Genomic DNA, 20,551 nt, shown 5'->3' with positions numbered 1-20,551 from the left:
GCTCAGCGCTTCTTGGCCTGGGCCCGGCGCTCGGCGCGGTTCGCAGGCGCGTCGTCCGACGGCTCCTGCACGCGCTGGCCGAAGGCGCCGCGCTGCGTGGCTCCCTGTGCCGGCGCGGCGGGCGCGGCCTGCTGCTGCTGCGCACGCTGGGCACGAGCGGTCGCGGCCTGCTCGACCTGGCCGCGCTGGTTGCGCACCTCGACGCCGCCCTGCTCGGCCGGCGCGGAGTAGCTGAGCGCGGTGTCGCCCTCGCCGCGGGTGAGGCCCTTCGCGGCGACCGCCGGCTGCTCCACCTCGCCGGGGGCCTGGTTTACCTCCACCTCCAGGTTGAACAGGAAGCCGATGGTCTCCTCGCGGATCGCGCCCATCATCTGCTGGAACATCGCGAAGCCCTCGCGCTGGTACTCGACCAGCGGGTCGCGCTGCGCCATGGCGCGCAGGCCGATGCCGTCCTTGAGGTAGTCCATCTCGTAGAGGTGGTCGCGCCAGCGGCGGTCGATCACCGAGAGCACCACGCGCCGCTCCAGCTCGCGCATCGCGGGCGATCCCAGCGACTCCTCACGGCGCTGGTAGGCGATCTTGGCGTCGGAGAGGATCTCGCGGCGCATGAAGTCGCGGTTGATGCGGCCCTTGTTGCCCGCCTCCGCGATGACCTCGTCGATGGTGACGCTGACCGGGTAGAGGGTCTTGAGCTCGGCCCACAGCGCATCGAAGTCCCAGTCGTCGCCGCTGCCCTCGCCGGTGTGCTGGTCGAGGATGTCGTCGATGACGTCGGTGAGGAACTGCTGCACGCGCTCGTGCAGGTCGTCGCCCTCGAGGATGTGGCGGCGGTCGCTGTAGATCGCCTCGCGCTGCCGGTTGAGGACGTCGTCGTACTTGAGCACGTTCTTGCGGATCTCGGCGTTGCGCGCCTCGACCTGCGACTGGGCGCTGCGGATGGCGCGGCTGACGACCTTCGACTCGATGGCCATGTCGTCGGGGACGCTGCTGCGGCCCATCAGACTCTCGGCCGCGCCCGCGTTGAACAGACGCATGAGGTCGTCGGTGAGCGACAGGTAGAACCGGCTCTCGCCCGGGTCGCCCTGACGGCCGGACCGTCCGCGCAGCTGGTTGTCGATACGACGCGACTCGTGGCGCTCGGTGCCGAGCACGTAGAGGCCGCCGGCCTCGATGACCTTCTCCGCCTCTTCGGCGACCTGCGCCTTGACGTTCTCGAAGACCTCCTCCCAGGCGGCCTCGTACTCGTCCGGCGTCTCGACCGGGGACAGTCCGCGTGCGTTCATCTCGGCGACCGCGATGAACTCGGAGTTGCCGCCGAGCATGATGTCCGTTCCACGGCCGGCCATGTTGGTGGCCACCGTGACCGCGCCGAGACGGCCGGCCTGGGCGACGATGGCCGCCTCACGCGCGTGGTTCTTCGCGTTGAGCACCTCGTGGCGCACGCCCTTCTTGGCGAGCAGGCGGGACAGGTACTCGCTCTTCTCGACCGAGGTCGTGCCGACGAGGACCGGCTGGCCCTTCTCGTGGCGCTTGACGATGTCCTCGACGACCTGGTCGAACTTGGCCTTCTCGTTCTTGTAGACGAGGTCGGACTGGTCGATGCGCTGCATCGGCTTGTTGGTCGGGATGGGGACGACGCCGAGCTTGTAGGTGCTCATGAACTCGGCCGCCTCGGTCTCGGCGGTACCGGTCATGCCGGACAGCTTCTTGTAGAGGCGGAAGTAGTTCTGCAGCGTCACGGTGGCGAGGGTCTGGTTCTCGGCCTTGACCTCGACGCCCTCCTTCGCCTCGATCGCCTGGTGGATGCCCTCGTTGTAGCGACGGCCGACCAGGATGCGGCCGGTGTGCTCGTCGACGATCAGGACCTCGCCGTTCATGACGACGTAGTCCTTGTCGCGCTTGAACAGGGCGTTGGCTTTGATCGCGTTGTTGAGGAACGAGATGAGCGGGGTGTTCGCCGACTCGTAGAGGTTGTCGATGCCGAGGTAGTCCTCGACCTTCTCGATGCCCGGCTCGAGCACGCCGACGGTGCGCTTCTTCTCGTCCACCTCGTAGTCGACCTCGGGGGTGAGGCGCTTGGCGAGGTTCGCGAACTCGTTGAACCAGCGGTTCGCCTCGCCGGAGGACGGCCCTGAGATGATCAGCGGCGTGCGGGCCTCGTCGATGAGGATCGAGTCGACCTCGTCGACGATCGCGAAGAAGTGGCCGCGCTGCACCATGTCGCTCGCCTGCCACGCCATGTTGTCGCGCAGGTAGTCGAAGCCGAACTCGTTGTTCGTGCCGTAGGTGATGTCGGCCGCATACATCTCGCGGCGCTCCTCCGGGGTCTGGCCGGCGAGGATGACGCCGGTCGTCATGCCGAGGGCACGGAAGACGCGCCCCATGAGCTCGGACTGGTAGCTCGCGAGGTAGTCATTGACTGTGACGACGTGGACACCGCGGCTGCCGATCGCGTTCAGGTAGGCCGCGGTCGTCGCCACCAGGGTCTTGCCCTCACCGGTCTTCATCTCAGCGATGTTGCCGAGGTGCAGGGCGGCGCCGCCCATGATCTGCACGTCGAAGTGCCGCATCCCGAGCGTGCGTTTCGCCGCTTCGCGCACCGCCGCGAACGCCTCGGGGAGGAGGTCGTCGAGCGATTCGCCGTTGCCGTAGCGCTCGCGCAGTTCGACCGTCTCGTGCGCGAGCTCTTCGTCGGTGAGTTCGCTGAAGTCGTCTTCGAGGGCGTTGACCGCTTTGGCATACGCCTCCAGCCGACGGAGGGTCCGGCCCTCGCCGACACGAAGGACCTTTTCAAGAACTGAGGCCACTGATGCACTCCACTTTTGCTCGGTCGGGCCGATGGCCCGGCGCCCCGGCGGGCGCGCGTCGGACGGCAGACTCCGCCGACGTTAGGGACATGCTACTTGTTCAGCCCTCGCGTTCGGCAGGCGATGCCTGGGAGCAGCCTGGACAGGCGCCGATGGCGACCGCCGCCCGGGCGGCCGCCATCGGCGCTGGACCGGCGATCAGCCGAGCTTGCGCGCCGCCGTGGCGACCTCCTGGAGCTCCTCGGCCTCATCGTCGAGCGAGATGACGCCGTAGTCCCAGCCCTTGCGGCGGTAGACCACGCTCGGACGCTGGGTCTCCTGGTCGACGAACAGATAGAAGTCGTGACCGACGAGTTCCATGTAATAGAGCGCGTCGTCGACGGTCATGGGAATGGACGCGAAGACCTTCTTGCGGATGACGACGGGGCAGTACTCCTCCTCCGCCTCCGCGGTCTCCGTCACCTCATCGGATGCAGCGGGTGTTGCGCCGGTTCGGACCTGGTCGAGCACGGCGACCGGAGCCGCCGCCAGACCCACCGCGCTGAAGCCGTCGGTGCTGGCCTCGCGCAACGAGGTCGGCCGGTGCTGCCCGCGATGGACCTTTCGGCGATCCTTCGCGCGACGGACTCTCTCGAGGAGCTTGCCGAGCGCGATGTCGAAAGCCGCGTACTTGTCCTGGCCCGTCGCCTCGGATCTCACCACCGCCCTGGGGCCGACGAGAGTGAGTTCGACGCGGTCATCGCCGCTGACGTTGCCCAGCTTCTCGTTGTGACGACTCACTTTGATCTCGAACGAGATCGCTCGTTCGGCCAGGTGCGCGACCTTGTCCGATTTCTCGGTGGCGTACTCCCGGAAACGATCAGTGATATCCAGGTTGCGTCCGATGATGTTGATGTCCATGGAGACCTCCCTGATCCGGCGCGATGTCCGCCCCGTTCACGAGAGGCGGATCGCTCGCGCCTTTTCGACTACCGTAGTGCGCGCGCTCCGGAAGCGAAACCGCCCATCGTGATCCATTTGCGGTGCGTCCGCTGGACGCTCGCTGAGCATCACCTTCATTGCGGAGCGGGGTGCGTGCGATGGTAACCGCGCCGGTCACGCGTCCACCCACCCTACGGATCGCACGAGCCGCCTCGGCGATGGTCGCGCCCGAGGTGAGGATATCGTCCACGATCAGGCAGTCGCGTCCCGTCAGGCGTGAGGACGCCCGCATGCTCCCGGCCCGGTTGCCCGACCGGTCCGCCGCCGACAACCCGGCCTGATCGACCGTCTGCCGCGTGAGACGCAGTGCGCCCCAGAGCGGAGGAACCAGGATGTGCGCCCGGGCCAGCACCGACCGGGTCGGATGATAGCCGCGGCCGCGCCACGCCGCCCGTGTGGACGGGATCACGACCGGGAGCAGCGCGGAGCCGTCGCTCCCCCGGCGCGACTGCCGCTGCGCCTCGGCGATCGCCTCGCGCAACACGCGCGCGAGCGCTCGCGCGAGGTCGACGCGCCCGCTGTCCTTGTAGGCGAGGAGCACCCGACGGGCCACGCCGTCGTACGCGAGCGCGGACCAGACCGGGACGTCGCCGACCGCGTCGACCCGGAGCACCGGCCGCAGAGCAGCGCCGCACTCGGAGCACAACGTGAGGTCGGGCGCACCGCAGCCGGCGCAGCGGACGGGCAGCAGGATCGCCGCCGCGTCGAGGAGGGATTCACGGACCAGGGCGTGGGTTGTCATGCATCGAGCCTCGCGGGCGGCGCACCGCTGCGGGCCGGATGTCGCGAATCGGTGGAGAACCGCGTCGGAACCGGCGCTGTGGAGAACTCAGGGCTGGCCCTGCTGCACCGCCACCGCGCCCACCTTGTCGAGCTGCGCCTGCCACCCCGTGCCCGTCGGCGCCAGCAGCGTGCCGTCGGCGCTGAGCACGACGTAGGGGGCGAGGCCCGCCGCCCCGATGATCGTCCGCCCGCCGGTCGGCCCGGAGGTCGTCGTCTGCGTGCCCCCGACCGTCTGCTGGGCGATGCTGGTCGCCTCTCCGCTCGTCGTGCCGAGCACCGCGACGGTGAGGTCGCTGGTCCACGCCGCCGACCGCGCTCCCGCCGACGGCACGGCGAGCTCGACGGGCTCGGTGAGCCCGTTCGGCGCCCCGTTCGCGGCCCGCACGATGCCGGAGGCCATGAGCGCGTAGCCGGTGTTGGTCCGCAGCAGCGCCGCGAGCCGGGTCCCGTCGCGCGAAACGGCGAGGGAGAGGATCCCGGTCGCATCCGGCCAGTTCGCGACCAGCCCGTGCGCATCGGCGCCGTTCGCCGCCGTCACCTGGACCGCACCGGGCGAGCCGCCGGGGACCGACCACACCCAGCCCTGCGGGTCGAGCGACGGTCCGATGAGGCCCGGACGGCCATCCACGCGGACGGGATCGCCGTTCTTGCGCACGGAGTACACCCCCGTCTGCGACAGCACGGCGGCCTGGTCGCGCGAGGCGCTCAGCGTGATCGCCGTCGGCCGCAGCGCCGCGACCTTGTCGCTCAGTCCGGTCAGCCCCGTCACGGTGTCGCCGTTCAGCGGCCCGAACACGTCGCCGCGGTAGACATACGCGCGGGAGTCGACGGAGGGGTTCCGGATCGGCGTCGCGTCCGCGCTCAGGGTCGGCACCTGCTGCACATTGCCCTCGATCGACAGCTGGACGCTCTGCGCGAGACTGCCGAGGGACTGCTCCAGCTGGTACTGCATGCGTTGCAGCTGCGCCGAGTCCGCCTGTCCCGCCTCGGAGCTGAGGTCGACCCGGGCGACGCCGCCCTCCGTCGTGACCGACGGGACGGCGAGCTGGGTCCCCTTCGGGAACGACGTGACGACGGCGCCGTTCAGCCACGGCGCGGGCCCGGCGAGCACCGAGCTGGCGACCCGGGTGGCGGCGGATGCGACGCGCGCCGGGAACCAGCGCGCATCCGGCACCAGGTACGTGTAGCCCGGGCTGTAGAAGTAGAGGTTCTGCTGGGCGTAGACCGCGCGGAACGTGGGGTCGTCGATGACGACGCCGTTGGGGGCGACCGAGATGCGCCACTCCCCGTCCTCCCTCACCAGCTGGTAGTTCAGTCCGACCGGGGCGGTGCTGGCCACGGGATGGTACGAGCCGACGCTGTCGACGTTCGCGACCGGGGTGACGTCGAGGCGCCACAGGGTCCCCTGGTCGTCGTAGGTGCGATTGCGGCCGTCGTCCACGGTCACCGACTCGTCGGGGTTCCAGTTGGCGGCCATCGCCGTGGTCAGGTACTCGCGGGCGATCTTGAAGTTGTTCTTCGGGCTGGACGCGGCGTCGATGAAGCCCTGCACGATCCGCTGCTGCGACGCGCCCTTCTCGGGCGGGGACGGGTTGAAGTCGAGGTCGAGCGGATCGTTCACCTGCGCCACGGGCGCGCCCTGACGCACGGGACCGGAGTCGGGGATGCTCGCACACGCGGCGAGCGCCAGGAGCGCCAGCGAGACGAGCGCGGCGAGCGCTGCACGGACGCCCGGGGAGCGACGACGGATCATGCGCGGGCCTCGCTTCCGGTTCCGACCGCGCCGGGCAGCTCGGGAGCCGATCCGGCGGGGAGTGTCGCCCCGGCATCCGCCGGAGGCAGCGGCAGCGGCGAGGCCGTGATCTCGCGTCCGGTGACGCGCGGCAGCGTCAGACGGAAGCACGACCCCTGCCCGGGAGCCGACCACACCTGCAGCCAGCCGGAGTGCAGGGTCGCGTCCTCGAGCGAGATCGCGAGGCCGAGTCCGGTGCCGCCCAGCGTGCGCTTGCGGGACGGGTCGGCGCGCCAGAAGCGGTCGAAGACGTGGGCCATGTCCTGCGGGCTCATGCCGATGCCGTAGTCGCGGACGGTCAGTGCGATCGCGGTCTCGTTGCTGTCCACCGTGACGATGACGGGGCGCCCCTCGCCGTGCTCGATCGCGTTGCCGATGAGGTTGCGGACGACGCGGCGGATGCGGCGCGGGTCCATCGGCACGTCGAAGTAGCCGCCGGGGGCGTCGAGGATGAGCTCCGAGCCGTTCTGCTCGGACAGCGTGCGCAGCTCGTCGACGCAGTCCTCGGCGAGTCGCACCAGGTTGGTGGGCTCGGCGTCGAGGACCACGGATCCGGCGTCGTAGCGGCTGATCTCGAGGAGGTCCGACAGCAGCCGGTCGAAGCGCTCGATCTGCGTGTGCAGCAGCTCGGCGGTGCGGGCGGTCGCGGGCGCGAAGCCCTCCCGCTGGTCGTAGATGACGTCGCCGGCCAGCCGGATGGTGGTGAGCGGCGTGCGGAGCTCGTGCGAGACGTCCGACACGAACCGCTGCTGCAGCTGCGACAGCGTCGCCAGCTGGTTGATCTGGCTCTGCAGGCTGTCGGCCATCCCGTTGAACGACCGGGCGAGGGTCGCGAAGACGTCCTCCCCCTTCTCGGGGATGCGGACGGCGAGGTCCCCTGCGGCGAGCCGCTCGCTGGTGCGCGCGGCGACGCGGATCGGCTCCACGACGAAGCGCACGATCACCCAGGTGATCGCGCCGATGAGCAGGATGAGCGCGAGCCCGGCGAGCAGCAGCGTGTTCTGCACGAAGAGCAGCGTGTTCTCGGAGTCGCGGAGGTTGTAGCCGATGTAGAGCTCGTACTTGCCGTACGAGGGCAGCGTCAGCTGCGACCCGACGACGATCCCCGGGTCGGTGTCGCCGACGACGGCTGGCAGGGCGACGGACTGGTAGAACTGCTTGGTCCCGCCGTTCTGCACCTTCTCGCGCAGCTCGGGCGAGATGACGGAGTTCATGGCGGGGCTGCCGCGGTCAGGCGGTGCCAGCACGCCGGTGTCCTGCCCGGGGACGCGGTAGGCCGCGACCAGGCGGCTGGACGTGGACGCCTGCACGCTCTGCAGGACCGTGTTGAGCAGGTTCTTGCCCGCGTCGCCGGTGGAGACGTCGGACGCGTTCAGCGTGGACTGCGCGGTCGTCGTGGCACGGCTGGAGTCGCGGAGCGCCTGGTCGAGCCGCGACTGGTAGAGGTCGTTGCTGATGCTGAGCGCCATGTAGACGCCGGTCACGAGGATGGCGACGCCGGTCAGGAGGAGCGTGATGGCGACCGTGCGCAGCTGGAGCGAGCTGCGCCACAGGCGCGCCAGACGGGACGGCGCCTGCCGCCACATCTCCCGCGTCGGCCACCAGCGCATCCCGGCCTCCGACCGCTAGGCGGCCGCGCCGGCGCGGTAGCCGACCCCGCGCACGGTCATGACGATCTTCGGGTTGTCCGGGTCCTGCTCCACCTTGGCGCGCAGCCGCTGCACGTGGACGTTCACGAGCCGGGTGTCGGCCTTGTAGTGGTAGCCCCAGACCTGCTCCAGCAGCATCTCGCGGGTGAACACCTGCTGCGGCTTGGAGGCGAGGGCGAGCAGGAGGTCGAACTCCAGCGGGGTGAGCGCGATGCGGGTGTCTCCGCGGCGCACCTCGTGGCCGGCGACGTCGACCACGAGGTCGCCGACGGTCAACTCGTCGGCGGGCGGGGCGGCGGGACCCGGGCGGAGGCGGGTGCGGATGCGCGCCACGAGCTCCTTGGGGTTGAACGGCTTGACCATGTAGTCGTCGGCGCCCGACTCGAGGCCCTTGACCACATCGGCGGTGTCGGACTTGGCGGTGAGCATGATGATCGGGGTGCCGGACTCGGCGCGGATGCGGCCGCACACCTCGATGCCGTCCATGCCGGGCAGCATGAGGTCGAGCAGCACGAGATCGGGCTTCGACGACCGGAAGGTGTCCACAGCGAGGGAGCCGTCTTCGCAGAAGACCGGGTCGTAGCCCTCCGTGCGCAGCACGATGCCGATCATCTCCGCAAGCGCGGTGTCGTCGTCGACCACCAGGATGCGACTAGTCATGTGGGACGTTTCCCGAACCCTCCTCGAGCGGCCGGAGCCGCGGACAACATGATCAGCGTAATGGAGCAGTCCTGATACGGGCTTGAATGAATGCATCACGTGCCCTGTGGATGGGACATCGCTCGCGAGGCCGATGTGCCAGCATGGGACCAACGCACGACGCGCGGGGACGGAAGGGCACGGCGTGACCGACGAACAGAACTGGCAGGCGCCGGGCTCGCAGGGGTCCGGGTGGCAGGGTGCCGGGCAGCCGCAGCAGCCGCAGCAGCCGTACGGGCAGCCGCAGTACGGGCAGCCGCAGTACGGGCAGCCGCCGCCGTACGGGCAGCCGCCCCAGTACGGGCCGTACCCGGGCTACGGGCAGCCGGGTCAGCAGCCCGGGTGGACTCCCCCGCCGAAGCCTGGACTCATCCCGCTGCGCCCGCTCACGCTGGGCCCGCTGCTGGCGGCGCCGTTCCAGGCGCTCCGGCGCAACCCGCGGGTCACCGTGGGCGCCGCCCTCGTGCTGCAGGGCATCCCGTCGATCGTGGTCAGCATCGTCATCGCGGGCGGTGTCGCGCTGCTCGCCGGGCGCATCGCGAACGGCGACGTGGCCGATCAGCCCACCCTGCAGGCCGGAGCGGTCGGCGGCATCATCGTCCTCGGCGTCCTCTCGTTGCTCATCACGACCGTCTTCAGCGCGCTGCTGCAGGGCGTGATCGTCGGGGAAGTCGCCCGTGAGACTCTGGGCGAGAAGCTGACGTTCGGCTCCCTGTGGCGCCTGGTGCGCGGGCGCGTCGGGGCCCTGATCGGCTGGACCCTGCTGCTCGGGCTGGCCTGGATCGTCGCCGTGGCGCTGGTCACGACCGTGGTCGTCGTCCTGGCGATGCTCGGAGGGACCGCCGGCGTGATCGGCGCGGTGTCGGCCGGGATCGTCGGCGGCTTCGGTCTCGCCGCCCTCGCCATCTGGGTCAACACGAAGCTCGCCATGGTGCCCTCCGCCATCGTGCTGGAGCGGTTGCCGCTCACCGCAGCGGTGGCGCGGTCGTGGCGCCTCACGAACAACTACTTCTGGCGGACCTTCGGCATCATCACCCTGGTCTGGCTGATCGTCTACGCGATCACCCAGACGATCAGCATCCCGTTCGGCCTCGTCGGCGGGTTCCTCGGCGGGGTGCTCGCACCGACACAGGCGAGCTCCGGCGACCCGATGACCCAGCTGCTGGTCACGCAGCTGAGCGTCAACGTGCTGGCGAGCATCGTGACGTCGATCGTGGGAGCCATCGGCAGCGTCATCCAGAACGCCACGGTCGCGCTGCTCTACCTCGACCTGCGGATGCGCAAGGAGGGTCTCGACCTCGACCTCGTGCGGTTCGTCGAAGCGCGCCAGACCGGCCAGGAGCTGCCCGACCCGTACCTGCCGCCGGCCGAGCGGGCGCAGCCGCCCGCCGCGGCTCCCGGGTGGCCGGCCGGCTGATCGTGTTCCACGTCGACATCCCGGTGGACCCGAGCTCGCCGGAGGCGCAGCAGTGGCTGCGCGACGAGCTCGCGCGCCCGCAGTACCAGGCCGCCAAACCGACCTGGTTCGATCTGGCGTCGAAGGCCGTGCAGGACTGGCTCGCCTCGCTGTTCCAGGGCCCGGGAGCCAACGGCGGCCCGGTGCTGCTCCTCGTCGTGGTGCTGGTGATCGCCGGGCTGATCGCGGTCGCCTTCTTCGTGTTCGGCCGTCCGCGGGTCAATCGCCGGTCGGAGCGCGAGCGGCGGTCGCTGTTCGGCCACGAGGACTCCCGCAGCGCCGCCGACCTGCGTGCGGCCGCGGAACGCGCGGCGCGCGCGGGCGACTGGGTGGTCGCGGTGGAGGAGCAGTTCCGTGCGATCGCGGTGTCGCTGGACGAGCGCACACTCGTGCGCGTGACGCCGGGGACGACGGCGACGGAGTTCGCCCAGCGCACCGCCGCGGTCGCGCCGGACGAGCGCGAGGCCCTGCGAGCTGCGGCGCGCTCCTTCGACGACGTGCGCTACCTCGATCGGCCGGGCACCGAGGCCGCCTACCAGCAGCTGGTCGCCCTGGATCAGCGCCTGCAGCGGGTGCGCGTCCCCGCGGCGGCGGTGACGTCGTGACCGCGTCCGCACCGGTGCGCGACCGGGACGTGACGGCGCCCGCTCCGGCGGTCTCGCCCACGGTCCGTCAGACGGCGCGGCGGGCCGTGCCGTGGATCGTCCTGGCCGCGATCGCGGTCGTCATCGCGCTCTTCGGCATCCTGCTGACCGGCGGGCGCAGCGGCGAGGGCACGCCCGTCGACCCGGCCAACGCCGCCCCGGCCGGCGCCGAGGCGGTCGCCCAGGTGCTGAAGGATCAGGGCGTGACGATCCATCCGGTCACCACGCTCGCCGACGCCACGCGGGCGGCCGCGGACGAGGCGACCGTGCTCATGTACGACCCGCAGGGAAACCTGTCCTCCTCGGGCTACCGATCGCTCGCGGGCGACGGACGCACCCTCGTGCTGGTCGAGCCGGGATTCGCGGCTCTGCGGACGGTCGCGCCCGACGTCACTGCGGCCGGCGCACCGCGCGGGGCTGTCACCGCCGGGTGCGGCGTCCGCGCGGCCGAGCGGGCCGAGCGCATCGACCCGCGCAGCACCCCCAACACGGAGGAGCACATCCATCCCGGCACGTTCCGGGTCGCCGGCGACGGCGTCGCGTGCTTCACGGACGCGGGCGGACGGACGTCGCTCGTCCGCACGACGTTCGACGATTCGACGCTGTACCTCCTGGGTTCCGCCGCCGTGCTCACGAACGACGGCGTGGAGCGCGAGGGGAACGCGGCGCTGGCGCTCAACCTGCTCGGCGCCCACCGCACGCTGGTCTGGTATCTCCCGTCGATCGACGACCGTCCGGTCACCGGGCCGCCGGACATCGCGGCGCTCACCCCGGGCTGGGTCACGCCCGTGATGCTCCTGCTGATGGTCGTGTTCATCGCGGCCGCCGTCTGGCGCGGACGGCGCTTCGGGCCGCTCGTCGTCGAGAACCTGCCGGTGGTCGTCCGCGCCGGGGAGACCCGGGAAGGCCGCGCCCGGCTCTACCAGCGGTCCTCCGCGAGGCTGCGCGCCGCCGACGCGCTGCGCGTCGGGACGATCGGGCGCCTCTCCGTCGTCGTCGGCCTGCCGGCCACCGCGACCACGCTCGAGGTCGCAGACGCCGTCGCGGCGCTGCTGCGAGCCGACCGGATGCGCGTCCGCGACGTCCTCGTCGACCGCGTCCCCACCACCGACCGCGACCTGCTGCGGCTCTCGGACGACCTCGCGGACCTCGAACGCGCCGCGGCGGACGCCGTCTCGCCGACCGCCGCACCGCCCACGTCCCCGCCCGATCCGGGCCAGAACGGAAGAATGAGCGAATGACCGACGTCACCACGGGGACAGGATTCCCCGCCTCCTCCCCCGGCGCCTCCGCCGATGCCGCGCAGTTGCGCTCCGCCCTGGCCGGGGTGCGCACGGAGGTCGGCAAAGCGGTCGTGGGCCAGGACGGCGCGGTCACCGGGCTCATCATCGCGCTGCTCGCTCGCGGCCACGTCCTCCTGGAGGGCGTCCCGGGCGTGGCGAAGACCCTCCTCGTGCGGTCGCTCAGCCAGGCGCTCAGCCTCGACACCAAGCGCGTGCAGTTCACGCCCGACCTGATGCCGGGCGACGTGACCGGGTCGCTCGTGTACGACGCGCAGACGGGCGGCTTCGTGTTCCGCGAGGGACCGGTGTTCACCAACATCCTGCTCGCCGACGAGATCAACCGCACGCCTCCGAAGACCCAGTCCGCGCTGCTGGAGGCGATGGAGGAGCGCCAGGTCAGCGTGGACGGCGTCAGCCGCCGCCTCCCCGACCCCTTCATCGTCGCGGCGACCCAGAACCCGATCGAGTACGAGGGCACCTACGCGCTCCCCGAGGCCCAGCTCGACCGCTTCCTGCTGAAGCTCACGCTCGACGTGCCGGAGCGCGACACCGAGGTGGAGGTGCTGCGCCGGCACGCCGCCGGGTTCAACCCGCGCGACCTCGCGTCCGCCGGCGTGACCCCGGTGCTCGGGGCCGCGGAGCTGGCCGCCGCGCGGGCGTCCGCGGCGACCGTCGGAGCGAACGGTGACGTTCTCGCCTACATCGTCGACCTCGCGCGGGCCACCCGGCGCAGCCCGTCGGTGAAGCTCGGCGTGAGCCCGCGCGGGACGACCGCGCTCCTCGCGGCCGCCAAGGCCTGGGCGTGGCTGTCCGGCTACGACTCGATCACGCCGGACCACGTGCAGGCGATGCTGCTCCCGGTCTGGCGCCACCGCATCCAACTGCGGCCCGAGGCGGAGCTGGAGGGCGTGGGCGCGGACGCGATCCTGCAGTCGATCGTCCAGCAGGTCCAGGTCCCGATCTAGGCGCCCGACGTGACCGTATCCGGACGCTTCGTCGCCCTGCTCGCGCTGGGCGTCGTCCCCGTCGTGCTGCTCGGACTGGGCGGCGGGAACGACGCGACCGCGTACCTCGCGCTGGGCGGCTGGCTCGTGCTGTGCATCCTCCTGGGGGCGATCGACCTGACGGCGGCCGCCTCGCCGCGCGCGGTCCGGCTGGAGCGCACGCTCCCGGCTCGCGTGCGCCTCGGAGCAGAGGCGGAGTCGGAGCTGCTGGTGACGAACGCAGGTCGCCGGACGCTCCGCGGCACCGTGCGCGACGCCTGGGAGCCTTCCGCCGGCGCCGCACCGACACGCACGCGGGTCTCGATCCTGGCCGGCGAGCGCCGCCGCGTCGTCGCGTCGCTGCGCCCGTGGCGGCGCGGCGAACGCCGCGTGGCGGCCGTCACTGTGCGGTCCTGGGGGCCCCTGCACCTGTGGGCGCGGCAGGCGACGCTCGAGGCGCCGGGCCGCATCCGGGTGCTGCCGCCGTTCACCGCCCGCAAGCACCTGCCCTCGCGACTCGCCCGCCTGCGTGAGCTGGAGGGGAGCACGACCGTGCTGCTCCGCGGCCAGGGGACCGAGTTCGACTCGCTGCGCGAGTACGTGCGCGGTGACGACGTGCGCTCGATCGACTGGCGGGCGACGGCACGCCGACACGACCCGACCGGCGGACGCGGCGCCCGGGTGATGGTCCGCACCTGGCGACCCGAGCGCGACCGGCGCGTGGTCATCGTGATCGACACCGCGCGCACCTCCGCCGCACGCGTCGCCGACGAGCCGCGGATCGACACCGCGTTCGAGTCCTCGCTGCTGCTCGCCGCCCTGGCCACGCGCGCGGGCGACCGGGTGGATCTGATCGCGTACGACCGGGTCGTCCGCGGCCGGGTGCAGGGAGCCTCCGGCCCGGAGCTGCTGTCGCGGATGGTGGATGCGATGGCCGGGATCGAGCCCGCCCTCATCGAGATGGACTGGTCGGCCGTGCCGTCGCAGGTGGCGCAGGTCACGTCGCAGCGGTCGCTGGTCGTGCTGCTCACCTCGATCGAGTCCCCCGGCGCGTCGCGCGGGCTGCTCTCCGCCCTCCCCCAGCTGACCGCCAAGCACCTCGTCGTGGTCGCGAGCGTTACCGACCCGGACACGCTGGCGGCAACGCGCGAGCGGCCGAACCGCGAGGCGGTCTACCGGGCGGCGGCCGCCGAGCGCTCGCTGCTCGACGTCAGCCGCGTCGCGGCCGCGGTGCGCCGGCTCGGCGGGGATGTGGTGACCGGGGCACCCGCGGACCTGCCGCCGGCACTCGCCGACCGGTACCTGGCGCTGAAGGCCGCCGGACGGCTCTGACGCGCGGCGTCGACAGCCGGTCGGTCACCCGGCGACGATGCGTCGCGTCCCCGCTTCGTACTCGGTGAGGTCTCCCGTCTCGCCGGCACGCACGGCGCGCCGCCCGAGCACCAGCATGTAGGTCAGGAATGCGGCCAGGGCGAGCGCCCCGATTCCGATCTTCGCCCAGACGGGCAGGCCGGATGGCGTCACGAAGCCCTCGATGAGCCCGGAGACGAATAGGGAGATGGCGCAGCCGACGGCGACCGTGAACAGCGCCCGGCCGTCCTCGGCGAGCGCCTGGCCGCGGGTGCGCGCGCCGGGGGCGATCCAGGCCCAGAAGATGCGGAGGCCCGCGGCCGCGGCGACGAAGACGCTGGTGAGCTCGAGCAGGCCGTGCGGGACGATGTAGGAGAACAGCACGTCGCCGCGGCCGTAGGCGAACATCACGCCCGCCGCGGTGCCGACGCCGACCGCGTTCTGGATGAGCACGTACGGAACGTAGAGGCCGGTGATGCCGAACGCGATGCACTGTGCCGCGATCCAGGCGTTGTTCGTCCACACCTGGCCCGCGAACGACGCGGCCGGGTTGTTCGAGTAGTAGTCGATGAAGTCGTGCTCCACGTAGCGGCGCAGGTTCGCGTCGTCGCCGAGATTGCGGAGCACGTCCGGGTTGCCGGTGATCCACAGCGCGTACAGCGTGGCGATCACGGCTGTGGCGAGGGCGACGGCCAGCACGATCCAGCGGAGGCGGTAGAGCGCGGCGGGCAGCTGCAGCACGAAGAAGCGCGGCAGCTGCGCGAACAGGTTGGCTCCGGCGCCGGTGAAGCGCAGCCGGGCGTTCGACAGCGCGAGCGAGAGCCGATCGCCCGCGGTGGTCGCTCCCGCGCTGGTCTGGAGGGCCGACAGGTCGGCCGCGCCGGACTGGTAGAGGTCGATCAGCCGGTCGGCCTCGGCCCCGTCGAGGCGTCGCTTCGCGGCCAGCCGGGAGAGCTCCTCCCAGTCGGCGCTGCGCGCGGCGGTGTAGGCGTCGAGGTCCATCTGCTTAGATGATATCTATGATGCAGGCGGGGCCGGGGAGCGCGTCGCGGGACGAGCGCGAGCTGGTCACCGGCGAAGCCGTCGCGCTCGACGTGAAGCCCGCCAGCTACATCCTGCGGGCGGCCGGCTGCATCATCGACTGGCTCGTGTACATGCTGGTCATGTTCGGCTGCATCCTGCTGCTGGCGGCCACCGGCGGCGGCCTGGATCAGGCCCTTGCCCGGGCTTTGGTGGTGCTCATCCTGGTGTTCGGGATGGTGGTCCTGCCGACGACGGTCGAGCTCGCGTCCCGAGGCCGCTCGCTCGGCAAGCTCGCGGTCGGCGCGCGGATCGTGCGCGACGACGGAGGGGCCATCGGCTTCCGGCACTCGTTCATCCGCGCCCTCGTCGGCGTTCTCGAGATCTTCATGACGGTCGGCGCCGTCGCCGCGCTGACCGGCCTGCTCAACACCCGGTCGAAGCGGCTCGGCGACCTGCTTGCGGGAACGTACAGCCAGCTCGTGCGCGTTCCGAAGCCGACCCCGCTGCCCCTCTACCTCGCCCCGCACCTGACCGCCTGGGCGGCGACCGCGGACGTCGCGCGCCTGCCGGACCGGCTCTCGCGCCGGATCGCGCAGTTCATCCGCCAGGCGCCGGACCTGACGCCGGCCGCGCGCCTCGGCCTCAGCACCGAGTTGGCGCGTGAAGCGGTGCCCTACGTCTCCCCCGTCCCCCGGTCGACGCCGAGACGTTCCTCGTCGCCGTCGCGGTGCTGCGGCGGGAGCGCGACGCGCGCGGACTCGAGCTGGAGAAGCAGCGGCTGGAACGGCTCGAACCGGTGCTCGGCGCGCTGCCGCACGGCTTCCCCGAGCGCTGAGCGCTCGACGCCGACCCCGATCCATAGGAGCACCGTGACCGCACGCCGCATCGTCGACCTCAGCCACCCGATCCGCGCCGGGCTCGTCACCTATCCCGGGCTCCCCGCGCCGACGATCACGCCGCACCTGACCCGCGAGGCCTCCCGCGAGGTCTACGCACTGGGCACGGAGTTCGCGATGGACGTGATCACGATGATCGGCAACACGGGCACCTATCTCGACAGCCCGTTCCACCGCTACGCGGACGGCCGCGACCTCGCCGGGCTCGACCTGGCGACGCTGGTCGGCCTCCCGGCGGGGGTCGTCGACTGGAGCGACGGCGTGCGTGACGCTCGCGGCGTCCCCGCCTCGGCCGTCGCCGGAGTCGGCGAACCGGGTGGCGCCGTGCTGCTGCGAACGGGGTGGGATGCGCACTTCGGCACCCCCGCGTACGCGGCGGGCGCCCCGTTCCTCACCGAGGAGGGGGCGCAGGCGCTGGTGGAGGCGGGCGTCGCCCTGGTCGGCATCGACTCGCTCAACATCGACGACACCGAGGGCGGCGGCAGCAGACCGGCGCACAGCATCCTGCTCGCCGCCGGCATCCACGTGGTCGAGCACCTGACGCGGCTCGGCGAGCTGCCGGAGCGCGGCGCCCGCTTCACCGCCGCTCCCCCGGCGATCGAGGGCTTCGGCACCTTCCCGGTGCGCGCGTTCGCGGAGCTGCCGGGCTGACTCAGTCGTGAAGGATGCGCTGGAACAGGACGTGGTCCTGCCAGCGTCCGGCGATCTGCAGGTACTTCGGCGCGACGCCGATGCGCTCGAACCCCGCCCGGGTGAGCACCGACTGCGAGGCGTGGTTGGCCAGCAGCGTCGCCGCCTGGATGCGGTGGAGCCCGTACTGGTCGCGGGAGGCCTCGATCACGGCCGAGAGCGCCGCCGACGCCAGGCCGCGTCCGGTGTGGTCGCGGTCGAGCCAGTAGCCGACCGTCGCCGACTGGAAGGCGCCGCGGACGATGCCGCTGAGCGTCATCCCGCCGGCGATCTCGCCGCCCTCGACGAGCACCAGCGGCAGCGTCGCGTCCATCTCGCGCAAGGCGAGCAGTTCGCGCGTCTGCGCCAGCTGGCCGCCCTCGGTGAAGAAGTCCTCCGTGCGCGTCGGGTCCCACGGCGCGAGGTGCCCGCGATTGCGCTGGTAGGCGGCGGCGAGCGCCGCGGCGTCCTGCTCCTTCCGGACCCGGAGGATCAGGCCGCCGGGCAGCTCCCGGTCGGCGAAGTCGAGCACCATCAGTAGCGGTAGTGGTCGACCTTGTAGGGGCCGTCGACGGACACGCCGATGTAGGCCGCCTGCTCCTCCGTGAGCGTGGTCAGCTCGACGCCGAGGGCGTCGAGGTGCAGGCGCGCGACCTTCTCGTCGAGGTGCTTCGGCAGCACGTAGACGCCGACCGGGTAGTTCTCGGTCGAGACGTACAGCTCGAGCTGCGCGAGCACCTGGTTGGTGAACGAGTTGCTCATGACGAAGCTCGGGTGGCCCGTGGCGTTGCCCAGGTTCATCAGGCGGCCCTCGGAGAGCACCAGGATGCTGCGTCCGGTCGGCAGGCGCCACTCGTGGACCTGCGGCTTGATCTCGACCTTCTCCGCGCCCTCCAGCGCCTCGAGCGAGGCCATGTCGATCTCGTTGTCGAAGTGGCCGACGTTGGCGACGATCGCGAGGTGCTTGAGCCCGAGCAGGTGGTCGAGCGTGACGACGTTGAGGTTGCCCGTTCCTGTGATGAGGATGTCGATCTGGTCGATCACCGACTCGAGACGCGCGACCTGGTAGCCGTCCATCGCCGCCTGCAGCGCGTTGATCGGGTCGACCTCGCTGACGATGACGCGCGCGCCCTGGCCGCGCAGCGCCTCGGCCGCGCCCTTGCCGACGTCGCCGTAGCCCGCGACGAAGGCGACCTTGCCGCCCATGAGGACGTCGGTGGCGCGGTTGAGGCCGTCCGGCAGGGAGTGGCGGATGCCGTACTTGTTGTCGAACTTGCTCTTCGTGACCGAGTCGTTGACGTTGATCGCCGGGAACAGCAGCTGTCCGGCCTTCGCCAGCTCGTACAAGCGGTGGACGCCGGTGGTGGTCTCCTCCGTGACGCCGAGGATGTCGCCGGAGATGCGCGTCCAGCGATCCTTCGACTGGGCGAGGGAGGCGCGGAGAGCGGCGAGGATGACGCGGTACTCGTGGCTGTCGCCGGGGGCGTCGTCCGGGACGGCGCCGGCGAGCTCGAACTCGCGGCCCTTGTGGACGAGCAGGGTGGCGTCGCCGCCGTCGTCGAGGATCAGGTTCGGGCCGAGGTAGTCGGCGCCGTCGGCCGCGGCCTCCGCGGACCAGTCGAAGATCTGCTGGGTGCACCACCAGTACTCCTCCAGGGTCTCGCCCTTCCAGGCGAAGACCGGGACGCCGGCGGGGGCGTCGGGGGTGCCCGTCGGACCGACGGCGATCGCGGCGGCCGCCTCGTCCTGCGTGGAGAAGATGTTGCAGCTGGCCCAGCGGACGCGCGCGCCGAGCGCCACCAGCGTCTCGATGAGCACGGCGGTCTGCACGGTCATGTGCAGGGAGCCGGCGATGCGGGCGCCGGCGAGCGGCTGCGAGTCGCCGAACTCGGCGCGGAGGGCCATCAGACCCGGCATCTCGTTCTCGGCGAGGCGGATCTGGTGACGTCCCGCTTCGGCGAGGGACAGGTCGGCGACCTTGAACGGCAGGGCGGTCGAAGTGGAAGCTGGCATGGCCCTATCCTCTCATGCGCGGTGGAGCTTGGAAGGAGCGCGGAGCGGTCCTGCGACCCTAGCGCCGAGGGAGCCTGCGACCGAGGTGACCCTAGGAACGAATCAGCGCCAGCACCTCGTCGCGGATGCGGGCCATCGTCGCCTGGTCTCCGGCCTCGACGTTCAGCCGGAGCAGGGGCTCGGTGTTGGACGGGCGAACCGAGAACCACCAGAACGTCTCGTCCTGTCCGACCCGGCCGGTGACGGTGAGGCCGTCCAGCTCGTCGAAGTCGGCGCGGTTCGTGAAGGCCTCGACCACGCGGGTGAACGCCGCGGGCACGTCGTCCACGGTGGAGTTGATCTCCCCCGACATGGCGTACGGCGTGTATTGGGCCGCCAGCTCGGACAGAGGACGCTCCTGCGAGCCGAACTCGGCGAGCAGGTGCATGGCCGCCAGCATCCCGTTGTCAGCGCTCCAGAAGTCGCGGAAGTAGTAGTGCGCCGAGTGCTCGCCGCCGAACACCGCGCCGGACCGGCGCATGGCGTCCTTGATGAGCGTGTGGCCGACGCGCGTGCGCAGCGGCACCGCGCCCGCGGCCTCGATCGTCTCCGGGACGATGTTGGACGTGATGAGGTTGTGGATGACCGTGATCTCGGCGTCCGGATCCTCGGCACGCGCCCGCGCGATCTCGCGGAGCGCCACGATCGCCGCCACGGCCGACGGTGTGACGGCCGAGCCGCGCTCGTCCACGACGAAGCAGCGGTCGGCGTCGCCGTCGAAGGCGAGCCCGAGGTCGGCGCCGTGCTCGACGACGGCGCGCTGCAGGTCGACGAGGTTCTTCGGCTCCAGCGGGTTCGCTTCGTGGTTCGGGAAGGTGCCGTCGAGCTCGAAGTACAGCGGGATGACCGTGATCGGCAGGGCGGGCAGCCCCGCCGCCTCCTCCAGCACGGCGGGAACGGTCAGTCCGCCCATCCCGTTGCCGGCGTCGACCACGACCGTGATCGGCCGGATCCCGCTCAGGTCGACGAGCGAGCGCAAATAGGCCGCATAGCGGTCGAGGACGTCCTCCTCGCGGAAGGTCCCCAGACGCTCCACCGCGGGGATGCCGTCGCGCAGGTACGCGTCCGCGCGGTCGCGGACGGCGCCGAGCCCGGTGTCCATGCTCAGGCCCTGCGCCCCGGCGCGGGAGAGCTTGATGCCGTTGTAGGTCGGCGGGTTGTGGCTCGCGGTGAACATGGCGGCGGGCGCCTCGAGGTAGCCGGAGGCGAAGTAGGACTCGTCCGTCGAGCAGAGCCCGATGGAGACGACGTCGGCGCCGCGCGCCTGAGCGCCCCGGGCGAACGCCGCGGCGAAGGCCGGGGACGAGTCGCGCATGTCGTGGCCGACGATGACGTCGCTCCCCGCAGCGTCCACCTCGTCGACGAAGGCGGCGGCGATGGCCTCGACCACGTCCTCCGCGAGGTCCTTGCCGACCAATCCGCGGATGTCGTAGGTCTTGACGACGGACTGCAGGCGCGGATCGCTGGGCGTGCTCATGGCCCCA

Annotated in this window: 15 protein-coding genes and 1 pseudogene; 7 read left to right on the top strand and 9 right to left on the bottom strand. The window is 71.5% G+C overall.

Annotated elements, in window-relative coordinates; translation table 11 throughout:
• Positions 1–2: 2 nt before the first annotated feature.
• The 5 genes from A0130_15705 to A0130_15685 form a co-directional block, all read right to left on the bottom strand.
• A complete protein-coding gene (locus A0130_15705) occupies positions 3–2,807 on the bottom strand; it encodes a preprotein translocase subunit SecA (protein ID ANF32914.1) in 2,805 nt (934 codons plus the stop codon).
• 198 nt (positions 2,808–3,005) lie between these two features.
• The gene (locus A0130_15700) at positions 3,006–3,707 is read right to left on the bottom strand and encodes an RNA polymerase subunit sigma-54 (protein ANF32913.1); all 702 of its coding nucleotides are present in this window, start codon (positions 3,705–3,707) and stop codon (positions 3,006–3,008) included.
• A 910-nt stretch (positions 3,708–4,617) separates the two neighbouring features.
• Entirely contained in the window at positions 4,618–6,324 is a 1,707-nt protein-coding gene (locus tag A0130_15695; GenBank protein ANF32912.1) for a hypothetical protein, read from the bottom strand.
• On the bottom strand, positions 6,321–7,973 hold the full coding sequence (locus A0130_15690; GenBank protein ID ANF32911.1) for a two-component sensor histidine kinase: 1,653 nt from the start codon (positions 7,971–7,973) through the stop codon (positions 6,321–6,323). The genes A0130_15695 and A0130_15690 overlap by 4 nt, the downstream gene beginning before the upstream one ends.
• 15 nt (positions 7,974–7,988) lie before the next feature.
• Positions 7,989–8,672 (bottom strand): DNA-binding response regulator, encoded by a 684-nt coding sequence (locus A0130_15685; GenBank protein ID ANF32910.1) that lies wholly within the window; start codon positions 8,670–8,672, stop codon positions 7,989–7,991.
• A gap of 184 nt (positions 8,673–8,856) precedes the next feature.
• Between A0130_15685 and A0130_15680 the strand changes: the two genes are divergently transcribed.
• The 5 genes from A0130_15680 (at position 8,857) to A0130_15660 (ending at position 14,409) form a co-directional block, all read left to right on the top strand.
• The gene (locus A0130_15680; protein ANF32909.1) at positions 8,857–10,128 is read left to right on the top strand and encodes a hypothetical protein; all 1,272 of its coding nucleotides are present in this window, start codon (positions 8,857–8,859) and stop codon (positions 10,126–10,128) included.
• Positions 10,113–10,772 (top strand): hypothetical protein, encoded by a 660-nt coding sequence (locus A0130_15675; protein ID ANF32908.1) that lies wholly within the window; start codon positions 10,113–10,115, stop codon positions 10,770–10,772. The genes A0130_15680 and A0130_15675 overlap by 16 nt, the downstream gene beginning before the upstream one ends.
• A 14-nt stretch (positions 10,773–10,786) precedes the next feature.
• Positions 10,787–12,052, top strand: a complete 1,266-nt coding sequence (locus tag A0130_15670; GenBank protein ANF33490.1) for a hypothetical protein — start codon at positions 10,787–10,789, stop codon at positions 12,050–12,052.
• A 65-nt stretch (positions 12,053–12,117) separates the two neighbouring features.
• Entirely contained in the window at positions 12,118–13,059 is a 942-nt protein-coding gene (locus tag A0130_15665; GenBank protein ANF33489.1) for an AAA family ATPase, read from the top strand.
• A gap of 9 nt (positions 13,060–13,068) precedes the next feature.
• Positions 13,069–14,409 (top strand): hypothetical protein, encoded by a 1,341-nt coding sequence (locus A0130_15660; protein ID ANF32907.1) that lies wholly within the window; start codon positions 13,069–13,071, stop codon positions 14,407–14,409.
• A gap of 24 nt (positions 14,410–14,433) precedes the next feature.
• On the opposite strand, the gene A0130_15655 is transcribed toward A0130_15660, so the two are convergent.
• Entirely contained in the window at positions 14,434–15,429 is a 996-nt protein-coding gene (locus A0130_15655; protein ANF32906.1) for a hypothetical protein, read from the bottom strand.
• Positions 15,430–15,446: 17 nt separating this feature from the next.
• On the opposite strand from A0130_15655, the pseudogene A0130_15650 reads away from it, so the two are divergent.
• Together A0130_15650 and A0130_15645 are read left to right on the top strand one after the other, a co-directional pair.
• Positions 15,447–16,285 (top strand): annotated as a pseudogene (locus tag A0130_15650) (hypothetical protein).
• 34 nt (positions 16,286–16,319) lie between these two features.
• Positions 16,320–16,997 (top strand): cyclase, encoded by a 678-nt coding sequence (locus A0130_15645; GenBank protein ANF32905.1) that lies wholly within the window; start codon positions 16,320–16,322, stop codon positions 16,995–16,997.
• A 1-nt stretch (position 16,998) separates the two neighbouring features.
• On the opposite strand, the gene A0130_15640 is transcribed toward A0130_15645, so the two are convergent.
• The 3 genes from A0130_15640 to manB form a co-directional block, all read right to left on the bottom strand.
• Entirely contained in the window at positions 16,999–17,550 is a 552-nt protein-coding gene (locus A0130_15640) for an acetyltransferase (GenBank protein ANF32904.1), read from the bottom strand.
• Entirely contained in the window at positions 17,550–19,028 is a 1,479-nt protein-coding gene (locus A0130_15635) for an adenosylhomocysteinase (protein ANF32903.1), read from the bottom strand. The genes A0130_15640 and A0130_15635 overlap by 1 nt, the downstream gene beginning before the upstream one ends.
• A 91-nt stretch (positions 19,029–19,119) precedes the next feature.
• On the bottom strand, positions 19,120–20,544 hold the full coding sequence (gene manB / locus A0130_15630) for a phosphomannomutase/phosphoglucomutase (protein ANF32902.1): 1,425 nt from the start codon (positions 20,542–20,544) through the stop codon (positions 19,120–19,122).
• Positions 20,545–20,551: the final 7 nt, after the last annotated feature.

This window comes from Leifsonia xyli, assembly GCA_001647635.1.
GTDB lineage: Bacteria > Actinomycetota > Actinomycetes > Actinomycetales > Microbacteriaceae > Leifsonia > Leifsonia xyli_A.
This window is presented reverse-complemented; position numbering and strand designations above follow the sequence as displayed.